9 protein-coding genes are annotated in these 13132 nt (G+C 69.6%); 5 read left to right on the top strand and 4 right to left on the bottom strand.

Annotated features, from left to right (window positions below; translation table 11 throughout):
• Nucleotides 1-14 precede the first annotated feature (14 nt).
• Complete coding sequence (locus tag ACSHWB_RS46140) at nucleotides 15-566, bottom strand: class I SAM-dependent DNA methyltransferase (protein WP_439659674.1); 552 nt, start codon at nucleotides 564-566, stop codon at nucleotides 15-17.
• Between the two features lie 55 nt (nucleotides 567-621).
• Between ACSHWB_RS46140 and ACSHWB_RS46145 the strand changes: the two genes are divergently transcribed.
• The 5 genes from ACSHWB_RS46145 to ACSHWB_RS46165 all read left to right on the top strand — a co-directional run bounded on the left by ACSHWB_RS46145 (nucleotide 622) and on the right by ACSHWB_RS46165 (nucleotide 7053).
• On the top strand, nucleotides 622-1797 hold the full coding sequence (locus ACSHWB_RS46145) for an SGNH/GDSL hydrolase family protein (RefSeq protein ID WP_439659675.1): 1176 nt from the start codon (nucleotides 622-624) through the stop codon (nucleotides 1795-1797).
• A 124-nt stretch (nucleotides 1798-1921) separates the two neighbouring features.
• Nucleotides 1922-2482, top strand: a complete 561-nt coding sequence (locus ACSHWB_RS46150) for a DUF4232 domain-containing protein (protein ID WP_439659676.1) — start codon at nucleotides 1922-1924, stop codon at nucleotides 2480-2482.
• A gap of 88 nt (nucleotides 2483-2570) precedes the next feature.
• Entirely contained in the window at nucleotides 2571-3362 is a 792-nt protein-coding gene (locus ACSHWB_RS46155; RefSeq protein ID WP_439659677.1) for a hypothetical protein, read from the top strand.
• 2 nt (nucleotides 3363-3364) lie between these two features.
• Nucleotides 3365-6586 carry a CHAT domain-containing protein gene (locus tag ACSHWB_RS46160; RefSeq protein ID WP_439659678.1) on the top strand — a complete coding sequence of 1074 codons (3222 nt, stop codon included), beginning with the start codon at nucleotides 3365-3367 and terminating at the stop codon, nucleotides 6584-6586.
• A gap of 107 nt (nucleotides 6587-6693) precedes the next feature.
• The gene (locus ACSHWB_RS46165; protein ID WP_439659679.1) at nucleotides 6694-7053 is read left to right on the top strand and encodes a hypothetical protein; all 360 of its coding nucleotides are present in this window, start codon (nucleotides 6694-6696) and stop codon (nucleotides 7051-7053) included.
• Between the two features lie 41 nt (nucleotides 7054-7094).
• On the opposite strand, the gene ACSHWB_RS46170 is transcribed toward ACSHWB_RS46165, so the two are convergent.
• From ACSHWB_RS46170 to ACSHWB_RS46180, 3 genes are all read right to left on the bottom strand, one after another.
• Complete coding sequence (locus ACSHWB_RS46170; RefSeq protein ID WP_439659680.1) at nucleotides 7095-8024, bottom strand: LamG-like jellyroll fold domain-containing protein; 930 nt, start codon at nucleotides 8022-8024, stop codon at nucleotides 7095-7097.
• Complete coding sequence (locus tag ACSHWB_RS46175; RefSeq protein ID WP_439659681.1) at nucleotides 8021-10021, bottom strand: PQQ-dependent sugar dehydrogenase; 2001 nt, start codon at nucleotides 10019-10021, stop codon at nucleotides 8021-8023. Before ACSHWB_RS46175 ends, ACSHWB_RS46170 begins: the two co-directional genes overlap by 4 nt.
• A gap of 162 nt (nucleotides 10022-10183) precedes the next feature.
• Nucleotides 10184-13090: a PQQ-dependent sugar dehydrogenase gene (locus ACSHWB_RS46180; RefSeq protein ID WP_439659682.1), complete on the bottom strand. Its 2907-nt coding sequence runs from the start codon at nucleotides 13088-13090 to the stop codon at nucleotides 10184-10186.
• Nucleotides 13091-13132: the final 42 nt, after the last annotated feature.

Consider the following 13132-nt stretch of genomic DNA (forward strand, 5'->3'; position numbering starts at 1 on the left):
CTCCCGGCCAGGGGTCAGCGCCTATCGAGACGGCTGACCGTCACCGCGTAGCCGCCGTTCTCGAACGGCTTCCGGTCCCACGTGGCGAACCGTTCGACCAGCGTGAGCCCGGCCTGGGCGCAGTGTTCGTCGTACTGCTCGGCCGTGTAGCCGCGGTCCAGGCTGAACCCGGCGACCAACACGTTCCCGACATGTCTGGCGACACCCGCGACGAGCGCGTCCTGCGTTCCCGGCGCGGTGAACAGCGGCACGTTGCCCGCCATCACGACCACGTCGAACGTGCGTCCCAGGTCGAGTTCGGCCAGGTCAGACCGCACCCACGGGATGTCGGGAGCCAGTTCGCGCGCATGGGCCAGCATCGACTCGTCGACGTCGGCGCCGACCACCTCGATGCCGTGCCTGGCGAGCTCGATCCCGACCCGTCCGGTGCCGCATCCGGCGTCCAGCACGGACTTCGGCCCGTACGCGCGCACGAAGGTCGCCTCGCCGTGCACGTCCTTGCCGGACGCGGCGAGCGCGTCGAACCTGCCCTGGTACTCCGCACCGTTCCACACGTGCTGAAGCATAGATCCGAAGATCGGCGGATACCGGACGCGTGAGAGCGCTGCCAAGGTCGAGGACATGAAACGCTTTCTGCTGGCAGTGGCGTTGCTCGTGGCCGCGGCCTCACCCGCACAGGCCGCACCGCTCCGATGGGTGGGCACGTGGGCGACCGCGCCGTCCTCCGCGGTCCCCGGCACCGACAACGGCTATCCGAACTTCTCGCTGCGCAACATCGTGCACGTCAGCGCGGGAGGCAAGGAGATCCGCGTCCGGCTCTCCAACGCCTACGGCCGCACGCCGATCCTGTTCGGCCAGGTCACGGTCGCCCGCGCGGCCGGCCCGGACACACCCCTCGCGTTACCGGGCACCATGCGCACGCTGACGTTCGGCGGCGCGCAGTCGATCACCGCCCCACCCGGCGCCGACGTGGTGAGCGACGGCGTGGCCCTGAACGTCCCTGCCGACTCGGACCTCCTGGTGAGCGTCTACACCCCCGAGCCGGGCGGCCCGGTCACGCACCACCAGCTCACGATGCAGAACTCGTACTTCACCCGCGAGGGCAACCACACGGCCGACGAGTCCGCCCTCGCCTACCGCGAACGCACCACGAACTGGCACTACGTCTCGGGCGTGGACGTGCGGTCGTCGACCCTGCAGGGCAGCGTCGTGGCACTCGGCGACTCGATCACCGACGGCGCGAACTCGACGTGGGGCGCGAACCTGCGCTGGCCCGACCAGCTCGCCGACCGCGTGAACACCCGCCTGGGCGTGCTGAACGCGGGCATCAGCGGCAACCGCCTGCTGCTCGACGGCGGCTCGGCCGGCCCCAACGCGCTGGCCAGGCTGAACCGCGACGTGCTCACCCAGTCCGGCGTCCGCACGGTCATCGTGTTCGAGGGCATCAACGACATCCAGCAGACCCCGCACCAGACCGACCCCGCCAAGATCATCGCCGCGCTGAAGCAGATCGCGGCCAGGTCGCACGACCGCGGGCTGCGGGTGGTCGGCGCGACGATCACACCGTTCAAGGGCTGGAACAGCTACACCGAGGAGCTGGAGTCCGTGCGGCAGACCGTGAACGCGTTCATCCGCGGCAGCTCGGACTTCGACGCTGTGGTGGACTTCGACCAGGTGATCCGGGATCCCGCCGATCCGCAGCGGATCCGGCCCGACTACGACCAGGGTGACCACCTGCACCCCGGTGACAAGGGGTTCGAGGCGATGGCCAAAGCGGTGCGGATCGCCACCCTCTGACGTCACGCGCCTCGATCGCCCGTGCAGTGGTTCGCCACACGAACGGGCGATCGGGGTTTGCGAAACCCCACGTCCCGGCTATTCGATGGAGATCAACACGTACCACCGGGCAAGGAGTCCTCGCATGCGTCTCACGATCCTCGCCGCCGTCCTCGCGGTCGGCGCCACGGCCTGCGGGTCGCCGACCCCGGCGTCCCAGGGTCAGGCGACCTCCACGACCAGCGAGGCCGCGCCGACGTCCGCGTCGGCGAGCGACAAGCAGAAGCCCGCGGTGAAGGCAGAGCTGACCATGCAGGGCAAGCCGGGCCTGGGCCTGCTCGCCGCGACGAACCAGGGCACCGCGCCGATCACGTTCCAGGGCTGGCCGAAGCTGGCCTTCACCAACCCCGCGAACGAGCCCGCCGCGATCCCGGTGGAGCAGAAGCTGGTGCCGGGCGAGGGTCCGTCGATCACGCTGCAGCCGGGGCAGACCGCGTTCGCCGGGGTGCAGCTGGACGTGGACGACGACGCCAACTCGTTCGCCATCAACGAGATGACCGCCGAACTGCCGGGCATGGTGCCGGTGAAGGTGACGTTCATCGGGACGGACGGCCAGCCGATCGCGGACATGACCAAGCTCAAGGTCAGCGAGGCGAAGGTCGGGACGATGCAGCCGGCCACGCAGGGCGTCCTGGTGTTCGACTGACGGGGATTCCAGTTGGGGGAGAAAGGGATTCCCGGTAACACCCGCCGTGGCGGCGGCGAAGTCCCAAGCACGCCGCCACGGAGGACACATGAGTCTCTTCAGCCCGACGCCCGATCTCATGCCCGCCGTCCACACCGCACTCGTCAACGACGACAGGTACGGACGCCGCAAGCTCGCCGGGGAGCAGGAAGCCCTGCTGAACCATCTGGGCGAGCACGAACGCCTCGTCGCGGTGGCGGTCGACTCCGCCTGGCACTCGGGTGTCACCGTGGTGACGACGAGCCGCGTCTTCCAGCTCAAGCGCGGCGAAGTGGTCAGGGAAGCGGACGCCTCCCGGATCCGCGGCACGGAGATCCTCGTCCGGCCGAACGGGAACTACCTCGTCTCCGTCGAGGGCTCCGGCCTGTTCGTCATCACTTTCCTGCACAGGGAAGAAGCGGACAGGCTGTGCCGCGCCGTGGACGCCCACCTCGTCGGGACGCCGCCGGGCCCGCGTGACATCCCCGTCCTGTTCCCGGACTTCTACCTGGGCATCCTGCGCGACACCGGCAAACCGGAGACCGCGGAGAACGTCGTCGAACTGGTCGACCGCACCAGGCGCGCCGTCGCCGGTGGTGGTGCCATGCCGTTCTTCGACCAGACCGGTGACGAACGGGCCCGCGCCCGGTTCCGCGACCAGTTCCTGGAGGACCACGACGAGGACGGCGAGACGCTGCTCAGGACGCCCGACCTGATGATCGACTTCCTCTGGGAGTGGGACCCGGCCTGCCACGAACCGTTGCGGCGCATGGTCGCCCGCTTCCACGAGCACATGACCGGGCCGCACAGCTTCCTGTGGACCTGCGGTGACGAACTCCCCCGCTGGGCCGACGAGGACTGAGCGTGGGCGGGTACGAGGACCCGGTGGTGGCCGAGGCGGAACGCCTGCTGGACCACTCCCGCCACACCAACGACTTCGACTCACTGGTCCGGTCACGTGATCTCCTCGAACGGGAGATCGCCGCCATGGGACCCGACGATCAGTACAGGTGCGAACGCCTGAGCACGCTCGGCCGAGTCCTGCGCGGCATGAGTGTCCTCACTGGACGGAGGGACCTGCTGGACCAGGCGGTGCTCGCGGCCACCCAGGCGGTCGAGTGCCCCCAAGCTTCCGACTTCGCCCTCGTCATCGCGCGGACCAACCTGGGCAGCGTGCTGATGGACCGGTACGACGCCGCCCGCAACGTGGCCGATCTCGACGCCGCAGAGGACACCTACCGCAGGGCCCTCGGCCTCTTCCCCGATTTCCTGCTGGCACTCGCCGGGCTCGCCACGGCGATGCGTGCCCGCTACGACCTGACCGGACTGCAGTCCTATGTGGACGAGGAAGTCGCGCTGTGCCGGCTCGCGGTCGGCGCCCCCGCCGCTGAACCCGCTGACCTCGCGAGCGCGCGCAGCACGCTCAGTTCGGCGCTGGTGCTGCAGCACCAGCTGAAGGGAGAGCTACCGATCCTGAAGGAAGCCGTCAGCGTGGCCGCGGCCGCGGCGCTGTCCGAAGAAGGATCACTCGAGAACCGCTCGGTGGCTCACAACAACTGGGGCACCGCACTCGTCGAGCTGTACTCGGAGACCTCCGACGTGGCGGTGCTGACCGCGGCGGACCAGGTGTTCAGAGCCGCACTCGACCTGGTGCCCGCGCAACACCGGTTGCGGCCGGGATCGCTGATCGGGCTGAGCAACGTGCTGAGCCACCGCTTCGGCCTGTCCGGGGACCTGGCGGACCTGGACTCGGCCATCGCGCTGTGCACCGAGGCCGTCGAGATGATCGAACCGGACAGCATCGACTACGGCGGCTCGCTGCACGCCCTCGGAACGCTGCTGTACCAGCGCTACGAGATCACCGCGGCGCCGGGCACGCTCGACGCGGCCATCGACGCGCTGGCCCGAGGCGCCGAGGCGTTGCCTGCCACCGACTCGTTCCTGCCCGCCGTCCTGACCGCCCTGGGTGGTTACCTGATCAGCCGCGCCGACATCAGGTTCGGGCCGGAGCAGGCCGCACGCGACCACCAGGAGGGCCTGAGGCACCTGCGTTCGGCGCTGGCCACCGTGCCCAGCGGCAGCTCGCTGCGGCCGGTGCTGGTCAACAACCTCGCGACAGGCCTGCTCGACGTGTACCGCGACGAGCAGCAGCCCGGCCTGCTGGACGAGGCCGAACAGATCGCGACCACGGAACTCGCGACGCTCAACCCGACCAGCCGCGGGTACGACCTGCTCGTCAACGTCCTCGCGTCCATCTCCCTGTCCAGGGTCGAGTCCGGCGCGCCCCTCAGCGTGCTCGACCTCACCGAGCACCGGATCAGGGCGTTGCTCGCGTCCAGCAGGCGCAACGACCGCGCCAGGGCGGTGTTCCAGTACAAGCTGGCCCAGATCCTCTCGCACCGGCTGGACGTGACACCGGACGACGCGGGGATGGTGGCCGAGCTCAGGAAGCTGTGGCAGGCCATCGCCGCCACGACGGTGACGGCCCCCGGCGTGCGCATCGACAGGCTCGCCGATCTCGGCCGCCTGGACGCCACCGAGCAGAACTGGGAGTCGGCCACCGCGCACTACCGCGCGGCCATCGAGCTGATCGCCGACCTCGCCCCGGCGACGTGGCACCGGGCCGACCGCCTGAGCAAGCTGCCCAGCGTGTTCGCGCTGGCTTCGGAGGCAGCGGCCTGCGCCATCCGGGCAGGGCGGCCGGAACTCGCCGTCGAGTTGCTGGAGCAGGGCAGGGCGGTGCTGGTCGAGCATCCGCACCTCGACCGCCGGGCACTGTCGCGCCTGCGCCAGGTGAACCCCGGGCTCGCCTCCGAGTACGCCGCCGTGGTCCTCGACCTCGGCCGGCTCGGCGCCGGGGCCACCGGTGACCACCTCGCTCCCGCACGCGACGCGGAGCACCGCCTCCAGGTGCAACGCCGGCGCGCCGCGGCGCTGGGCAGGATCAGGGCGCTCGGCGGCGAGTTCGCCCGGTTCCAGCTGCCACCGGAATGCGCGGACCTGGTGTCGCTGCTCGGCGAACGCCAGGTCGTCGTGGTCAACGTCGCCCGCGCCGGCTCGGACGCGATCCTGGTGGGACGAGGTGCCGTCCGGGTCGTTCCGTTGCCCGCCATGACGTTCGAGGCGGTGATGCGGCAGACGACGTTGTTCCTCGACTGCCTGGAGAGCGACGACCAGCGCAACGCCCACGCCGTGCTCACCTGGTTGTGGCGCACGGCGGTGCAGCCCGTGCTGACCGCGCTCGGGCCCTCATCTGACGGCGAGCTCGCCCGGATCTGGTGGTGTCCGACCGGGTTCCTCCACTCCCTCCCCCTGCACGCGGCGGGGTGGTACCGCGCGGCGCCGGGGACGTGGAAGGGCGAACGCGTGCCGGGACAGTCCACGATGGACCACGTCATCTCGTCGTACACACCGACGATCCGCATGCTCGCCGACGCACTCGCGATGCCCGCACCGCCGCCGAGGCCTCCCGCCGTGCTCGCGATCGGCCTGTCGACCACCGAGAGCGGTGCCGACCTCGCCAACGCACACGCGGAGGCACTGGCGGTCGCCCGCGAAGTCGGCTCCAGCACCGTGCTGCTGGACGCGGAGGCACACCACGCCCGGCTGTGCCAGGAGATCACCCGGCACCGGTGGGTGCACTTCGCCGGGCACGGCCTGCTCGACTGGAAGCGGGCGGACAGCGCGCTGCTGTTCCCGTACGACGACGTCAGCACCGGCCCGCTCACCAGCCTCCAGATCGCCGCGCTGGACCGCGGCGAGGGCGAGCTCGCGTACCTGTCCGCGTGCGACAGCGGGCGCGGGCGGCTCGACATCGCCGACGAGCCGATCCACATCGCGGGCGCCTTCCAGCAGGCGGGCTTCCGTTCGGTGATCTCGACCAGGTGGCCGGTCCCCGACGGGCCCGCCCGCGAGGTCGCCACCCTGTTCTACCGCGCCCTGGTGGCGGATCCGCGACGCGACTCCGCCGCGGCCCTGCACCACGCGATGTGCGCCGTTCGCGACGGGCGCTGGACTCCCGGCGTCGCGCGGCCGGTGTTCTCGTGGGCGCCCTTCATCCACAGTGGACTTCAGGAGACACGATGAGGGCACCGGATCCGCAGTTCGCCGAGCTGGTCGCCAGGTCGGTCAACTTCTGCCGGGGCTACCTCGAGCGGCTGTAACCGGGCTGCGTCGGTGATCACCCGTGGAGCATGCAGATCTCGACCGGGATCACCGTCGACGCGCCCGAGGTGACCGAGGCCGTCGAGTGGGTCAACGAGCTGAACCGCCCGCTGCAGATCGGCAAGTACTACAGCGCCATCACCCAGGACCGGTCGATGTGCGCTGTCGTCTACGACACCTTCAACCACGGCACGTTGTTCGAGGCGTGGTGGGCGAACCCGGAGTCGCCGACGGTGTCGAAGATCGGCAACTGGGTGCTGAACATGGTCAAGAACAACGTGCAGAGCACCCCGCGGGACTGCGCGTTCGCCAACCAGCGCTGGGGCGGCCGGCCGTTCCAGAACACCGACGACGACAAGATGAAGCTGTTCGCCATCAGCAGCGGATGAGTGGCTCCTGGTCATCGCGTGACCAGGAGCCCTCGGCGCGGTCAGCCCTTCATCCAGCGGTGCTGCAGGTACACCTCCCACGGGTGGGCCGCGCGGTCCAGGAACATGAGGCTGTCCATCCGGCAGTTGCAGGCGTTGCCCTCGCGGGTGTTCTGCGGGTAGCTGCCGCCGATCTTGTACCCGCGCGGGTCGGTGGCAGACGCGAGGTCCGGTTCCGGCTCGCCTTCGAGCTTCCACGGGTCACCGGCGACGACGTACCTGCCTGCCAGCGGCTTTCCGTCGCGGTACAGGGCCATCGAGCCTGTGTCGAAGTCGAACGTGGCTGCGAGGAACACCCATTCGTTCTGCGGCAGCAACTCCTGCCACGGCGAGGTGGCGGCGAAGGTCTGCGAGTCACCGCCGTCGATCCTGCGGGCCAGTGCGACGAGCTTGAGTTCGCCGTCGACCTGGATCAGCTCCAGCAGCGCGCGCACCGCGTGGCCGTTGGAGTCGCCGGTGAGGACGCCGGCCAGGCCGATGGCACCGTAGAGGTCCGAGGGGTTGGCGGTGTTGGAGTTCGGGGCCGGGTTCTGGCCCGTCATCTTCACCCAGCCCATGATCGACGCCTGCCGCGCGCCGTTGAACGCCTTCAGCGTCGGTACTCCGGTCTCGCTGTACAGGCCCGCCTTCCAGTCGTCGTTGCCTGCGGCCTCCGGAGTGATCTGCCTGAGCTGCAACGAGGTGCGGCTGCGCCGGAACGCCCCGTCGCGCACGCGCATGTCAGCGCCGCCGTTGATCAGTTGTAGTGCGGTGCCTGAACGGCCGCGGTCCTGTTCCAGGGCCTTGTCGCCGCGCACCGGGTGTTCGAAGTCGTAGTAGGACACCAGGTTGCGGGACAGGCTGGGCAGCACCGTGCCGAACGTCGCCTGGGCCGGTGCGGCCAGGCCCACGCTGAACACCGCGACGAGGCCGGCCGCGAGCAGCCGCTTCATCGGACCCCCTTGCCCTTCACCCGCAGGTCGCGGAGCCGGCCGATGTTGTCGAACGAACCGAAGCCGACGCGGCCCGAGGCGAAGGTCTTGTCCACGGCGGTCATCAGCGGATACGGCGAACCGTCCATGTACACGGCGATCTCGCCCGAGTCGGCACAGTGCTTGACCCGCACGCGATGCCACGCCGTGTCGGTGACGGCGGGAGGCGCGCCGACGGAACGCACCGCGTCCCATTGGTGGTCGAGGCGCAACCGGTCGGCGTTGTTCACGACGAAGATGCCGTTGTGCGGGTAGATCTTGTTGTCCGACGAGAGATGCGCGTAGTAGAACTCGGTGTCCGAGCGGTAACCGAACACGATGATCACGTCCCGGTTGGACTCGGCGACCGGGGTGTCCAGCCGCACCGAGGCGTCGACCTGCACCGAGCCGAACGCCGGTCCCTTCTGCAGCACCGCGTACTCGAACGGGCGGCGCGGGCCTGGCCGGGCGACGCCGGGCTGGGCCAGCACGACCTCGCGTCCGGGGAACTGCCAGAGCGAAGGAGTCACCGGCTGCCACGACCGCGCGGAACCGGCGCCTGCGACGAAGTCGTGGCCCGAGCGGCACGACGCGAACGTGCGGGCGCCCGTCACCTTCCAGATCTTGCCGTTCGCCTTGGCCAGCACGTAGAGCTCACCGGCGGCGTCCTGGCCGAAGCGCAGGTCGACCCGGTTCGGGTCGTTGACCAGGGCCTTCATCGTGGTCAGCGCGCCGTTGACGTAGACCATGAGCTCGCGGGAGGTGGCCATCGGCCGACCGGCGCGCATCTCGCGTTCGTCGGCGTAGTAGAGCAGGCCCTTCACTCCCTCGCCGTAGATGTACCTGCCGCGCAACGAGGGGATCTTCGAGCCGCGGTAGACGAAGCCGCCCATCAACGCGTTGCCGCTGTCGGCGCACGGCCGCTGCGACGAGAGGCGGTTGTGGTCGAACGCGGTGACCGGGTAGGTGTAGCCGTACTTGGCGTCGTCGGCCGGCAGCGGGAACACGCCGCAGGACGGATCGCCGCGCCGGTACTCCCAGATGCCCTCGCGTTCGCTCCAGCCCAGGTTGGCGCCCTTGCGGACCTCGTAGACCGCGTCGACGGCCTTCTCGCCGATGTGGCCCATGTACATCCGGTGCGTGGCGGGGTCCCAGCTGAAGCGGTACGGGTCGCGCATGCCGTACGCGTAGATCTCCCCCAGCGCGCCTGCCTTGCGCACGAACGGGTTCGCGCGCGGCACGCCGTACTGGCCGTTGACGCCGTTGCGTCCGGCCGGGTCGATGCGCAGGATCTTGCCCTGGGGCAGCGCGAGGTCCTGCGGCACGGTCGTCGAGACGCCGATGCCGCCGTCACCGGACGCGACGTAGAGCAGCTTGTAGTCCTCGTCCCACCAGCGCGCGGTCGGGTTGAAGCCGATCTCCTGGAAGCCGTGGATGAACGACGCGAAGCCGACGCGCAGCAGTTCGCGGCGCGTGCCGGAGAAGACGTCCGCGCGCGGGTCCGCCGCGGTCCACTCGGTGATCACGCCGTGCACCTGGGTGTCGGCGGGCGAGGGCAGGTCCGGCTTCTTCGTCGTCAGCGCGGAACCGGTCTCGGTGTGCACGGTGTAGAACTTGCCGTTGCGCTTGAAGTCCGGGTGGAACGCGGCGAACCCGAAGCCGCTGCCCAGGCCGCGGTGGGTGTGGAAGTCGGAGCCGACCGCCACGCCGAGATCGAGGAACGCGTGCTGGACACCCTTGTCCAGCAGGTAGAGCTTCCCGTTCATGTCCGGCACGAACATCCGGCCGGAGCCGTCCGGCACCTCGCCGAGGTAGTTGATCCTGTTGTAGCGCACCAGTCTGGTGTCGGTCGGCGGCGGCACCGGCTGCGACTTCGGCAGCTGCGCGACCTCGGTGAGCTCCAGGCCGACACCGGAGGCACCCGGTGTCGGCAGCGGGTCGGCGATCGGCGCATCCTGTTGCGCCGACGCGATGGGCACGATCAACGCCGATAACGCGAATGTTGTGACAGCCAACCGGGACAAGCGTCTGAACATCCCCCACCACCCCGTGGGCCAGGCCGTGCCAGCACGGCAGCGGAAAGCGCTTTCCAATGCAGCGGCACCCGGAATCTACCTAGCTAATAAGGTGGTTACAACCCCTCAACGCCTGCCGCCGGTCACCCACTCGTACTGGCCGCGCACCTCGTCCGCACTCACCGCGCGGTCCAGGAACATGAGTCCGTCGAGGCGGCAGTTGCAGGCGTTGGCCTCGCGGTTGTTCTGCGGGTGGCTGCCGCCGATCTTGATCCCGCGCGGGTTGGTCGCCGAGGTGACGTCGGGTTCGGGCGCTCCCCCGATCTTCCACGGGTCACCCTTGACCGCGTACGTGCCCTCCACGGCCTTGCCGTCGACGTAGAGGCCGATCGTGCCGTTGTCGAAGTCGAACGTCCCGGCGAGGAACACCCACTTGTGCAACGGCAGCAGCGTCTTCCAGTCGGCGTTCGCGACGAAGAACTGCTTGTCACCGCCGTCCACGCGACGCCCCAGGGCGATCAGCCGCATCGCGCCGTCGTGGTTCTCCGTCTCCAGCAACGCGCGCGCGGCGTGGCCGTCGGAATCACCCGAGAGCACGCCGGCGATGCCGATCGCGCCGTAGCGGTCCGACGTGCCGGACGAGTTGGAGTTGCGGGCGGGCGCCTCCCCGGTGATCTTCACCCAGGTCATGATCGACATGCCGCGCGCCCCGCTGAACGCCTTCATCGACGCGACGCCGGACGAGCTGTAGACGCCCGCTTTCCAGTCGTCGTTGCTCTTGCTGTCCGGCCGCACCTGTTTGAGCTGCAGCGACGTCCTGGAGCCCGGGAACGCGCCGTCCTGCACCCGCATCGCGGCCCCGCCGTTGACCAGTGAGATCGGCGTCCGCGCGTCGGCACGTCCGAGGTCGTCCTCCTTCTTCGGGTCGGCTGCGGGATGGTCGAAGTCGTAGTGGTGCACGACCGCGGACGCGATGCCCGGCGACACCTCGGGGGACGCCTCCGCCTGCACGGCCGCGGACTTCCCGCTGATCCGCAGGTCAGCGACGCGGCCGACGTTGTCGAACGAGCCGAAGCCGACCCTGCCGGACTTCAACACCGTGTTCGTCGCCGTCATCAACGGCTGCGACGAGCCGTCCACGTGCACGGCGATCGCCCCGGTGTCCGCGCAGTGCGTGACGCGGACGCGGTGCCAGTTCATGTCGGAGATCGCGGGTGCTGCGCCCACCGAGCCGTTCCACTGGTCGTCGATGCGCACCCGGTCGGCGTTGTCCACCAGGAAGATCCCGTTGTGCGGATAGATCTTGTTGTCCGACGAGAGGTGCGCGTAGTAGAAGCGGGTGTCGGACTGGTACCCGAACACGATCACGACGTCGCGTTCCTTCTGCGAGACAGGGGTGTCCAGCCGCACCTGCGCGTCCACCGCGACGTTGCCGAACGCAGGCCCCTTGGTGACGACCGCGTACTCGTTGGGGCGCCTCGGACCAGGCCTGACCGCACCGGCCCTGGACAGCACGACCTCGTTGCCGGGAAACCGCCAGCGCGACGGCGTGACGGGCTTCCAGTCCCCCGCACGCGTCACCCCGCTGACGACGTCGCCGCCGGAGTCACAGGCCTGCTGGGTCTGGACGGTGCCGGTGACCTTCCAGATCTTGCCGTTCGCCTTGGCCAGCACGTACAGCTCACCGGCGGCGTCCGTGCCGAACCGCAGGTCGACGCGGGACTTGCCGGCCAGCGACTGCATGGTCGTGCGCTTGCCCGCCGAGTCGTACACCGCGAGCTCGAACGTCTTCGCGAGCGGCGCCCCTGCCCGCATGTCCTTCTCCTCGGCGAAGTACAGCAGGCCCTTCACGCCCTCGCCGTAGACGTACTTGCCCTGCAGGGAGGGAACCGCCGTGCCGCGGTAGACGAAGCCGCCGATCAGCGCGTTGCCGCTGTCCCCGCAGCCGCCGCCCGGCCGGTTGTGGTCGAAGCCCGCGACCGGGTAGGTGTAGCCGTACTTCGCGTCGTCGGCGGGCAGCGGGTAGAGCTGGCACTTGGGATCGTCGCGGCGGTAGGTCAGGTGGCCTTCGCGTTGTCCCCAGCCGAGGTTGGCGCCGGGCTTGACCTCGTAGACCGACTCCACGACCTTCTCGCCGATGTGGCCGAGCAGCATCTTGCGCGTGCCGCCGGTGTCCCAGCTGAACCGGTACGGGTCGCGCATGCCGATCGCGTACAGCTCGGCCAGCGCGCCGGGCTTGCCCAGGAACGGGTTCGACGGCGGGATGCCGTACTTCCGGTTGCCGCTGTTGGTTCCCGCCGGGTCGATGCGCAGGATCTTGCCCTGCGGCACCTTCACGTCCTGCGGCACGTCCGAGCGGTAGCCGATGCCGCCGTCACCGACCGCGAGGTACAGCAGGTTGTCAGGGCCGAAGCCGATCTCCTGGAACCCGTGCAGGTACATGGCGAACCCGATGCGCAGCAGCTCACGGCGAGTGCCCGCGAACGTCGCGGCCTTCGGGTTCGACGCGGTCCACTCGGTGATCACGCCGTGCACCACGGAGTTCGGTGACGGTAGGTCAGGCGTGCGGTTCTTCAGCGCGTCCTTGGCCTCGGTGTGCGCGGTGTAGAACTTGCCGTTGGTCGCGAACTGCGGGTGGAACGCGACGAACCCGAACCCGCTGCCGAGTCCCTGGTGGTTGTGGAAGTTCGCGCCGATGGCCGAACGCACGTCGAGGTACGTCCGCTGCCCGCTGCCGTCGTGGTTGAGCGTGTACATCCTGCCGTTCATGTCCGGCACGAAGAACCGGCCGGAGCCGTCCGGAATTTCGCCGAGGTAGTTGACCCGGTTGTACTGCTTGAGCCTGCTGTCCCCCGCGGCGGGAGTGGTCGACGACTGCGGCAGCCGGGCGATCTCCTGCAACCGCAGGCCGATGCCCGACGACGCGGGTGGGGGCAGCGGGTCCGCGACCGGACCTGGCTGGGCGGCCGCCTGTGGCACCAGGACAGCCGCCGCAACAGCCAGCGCGGTTACTATCGACAGCGATCGGAACATCGCGCACCACCTCGTGGGTCGGCTCGGGAAAGCGCTTACCAC

It is taken from the genome of Lentzea sp. HUAS TT2 (assembly GCF_051853195.1).
Lineage (GTDB): Bacteria > Actinomycetota > Actinomycetes > Mycobacteriales > Pseudonocardiaceae > Lentzea.

Coding starts and splice junctions, on each gene's coding strand:
- ACSHWB_RS46145 (WP_439659675.1), top strand. CDS start 622: ATGAAACGCTTTCTGCTGGCAGTGGCGTTGCTCGTGGCCGCGGCCTCA.
- ACSHWB_RS46150 (WP_439659676.1), top strand. CDS start 1,922: ATGCGTCTCACGATCCTCGCCGCCGTCCTCGCGGTCGGCGCCACGGCC.
- ACSHWB_RS46165 (WP_439659679.1), top strand. CDS start 6,694: ATGCAGATCTCGACCGGGATCACCGTCGACGCGCCCGAGGTGACCGAG.
- ACSHWB_RS46155 (WP_439659677.1), top strand. CDS start 2,571: ATGAGTCTCTTCAGCCCGACGCCCGATCTCATGCCCGCCGTCCACACC.
- ACSHWB_RS46170 (WP_439659680.1), bottom strand. CDS start 8,024: ATGAAGCGGCTGCTCGCGGCCGGCCTCGTCGCGGTGTTCAGCGTGGGC.
- ACSHWB_RS46180 (WP_439659682.1), bottom strand. CDS start 13,090: ATGTTCCGATCGCTGTCGATAGTAACCGCGCTGGCTGTTGCGGCGGCT.
- ACSHWB_RS46140 (WP_439659674.1), bottom strand. CDS start 566: ATGCTTCAGCACGTGTGGAACGGTGCGGAGTACCAGGGCAGGTTCGAC.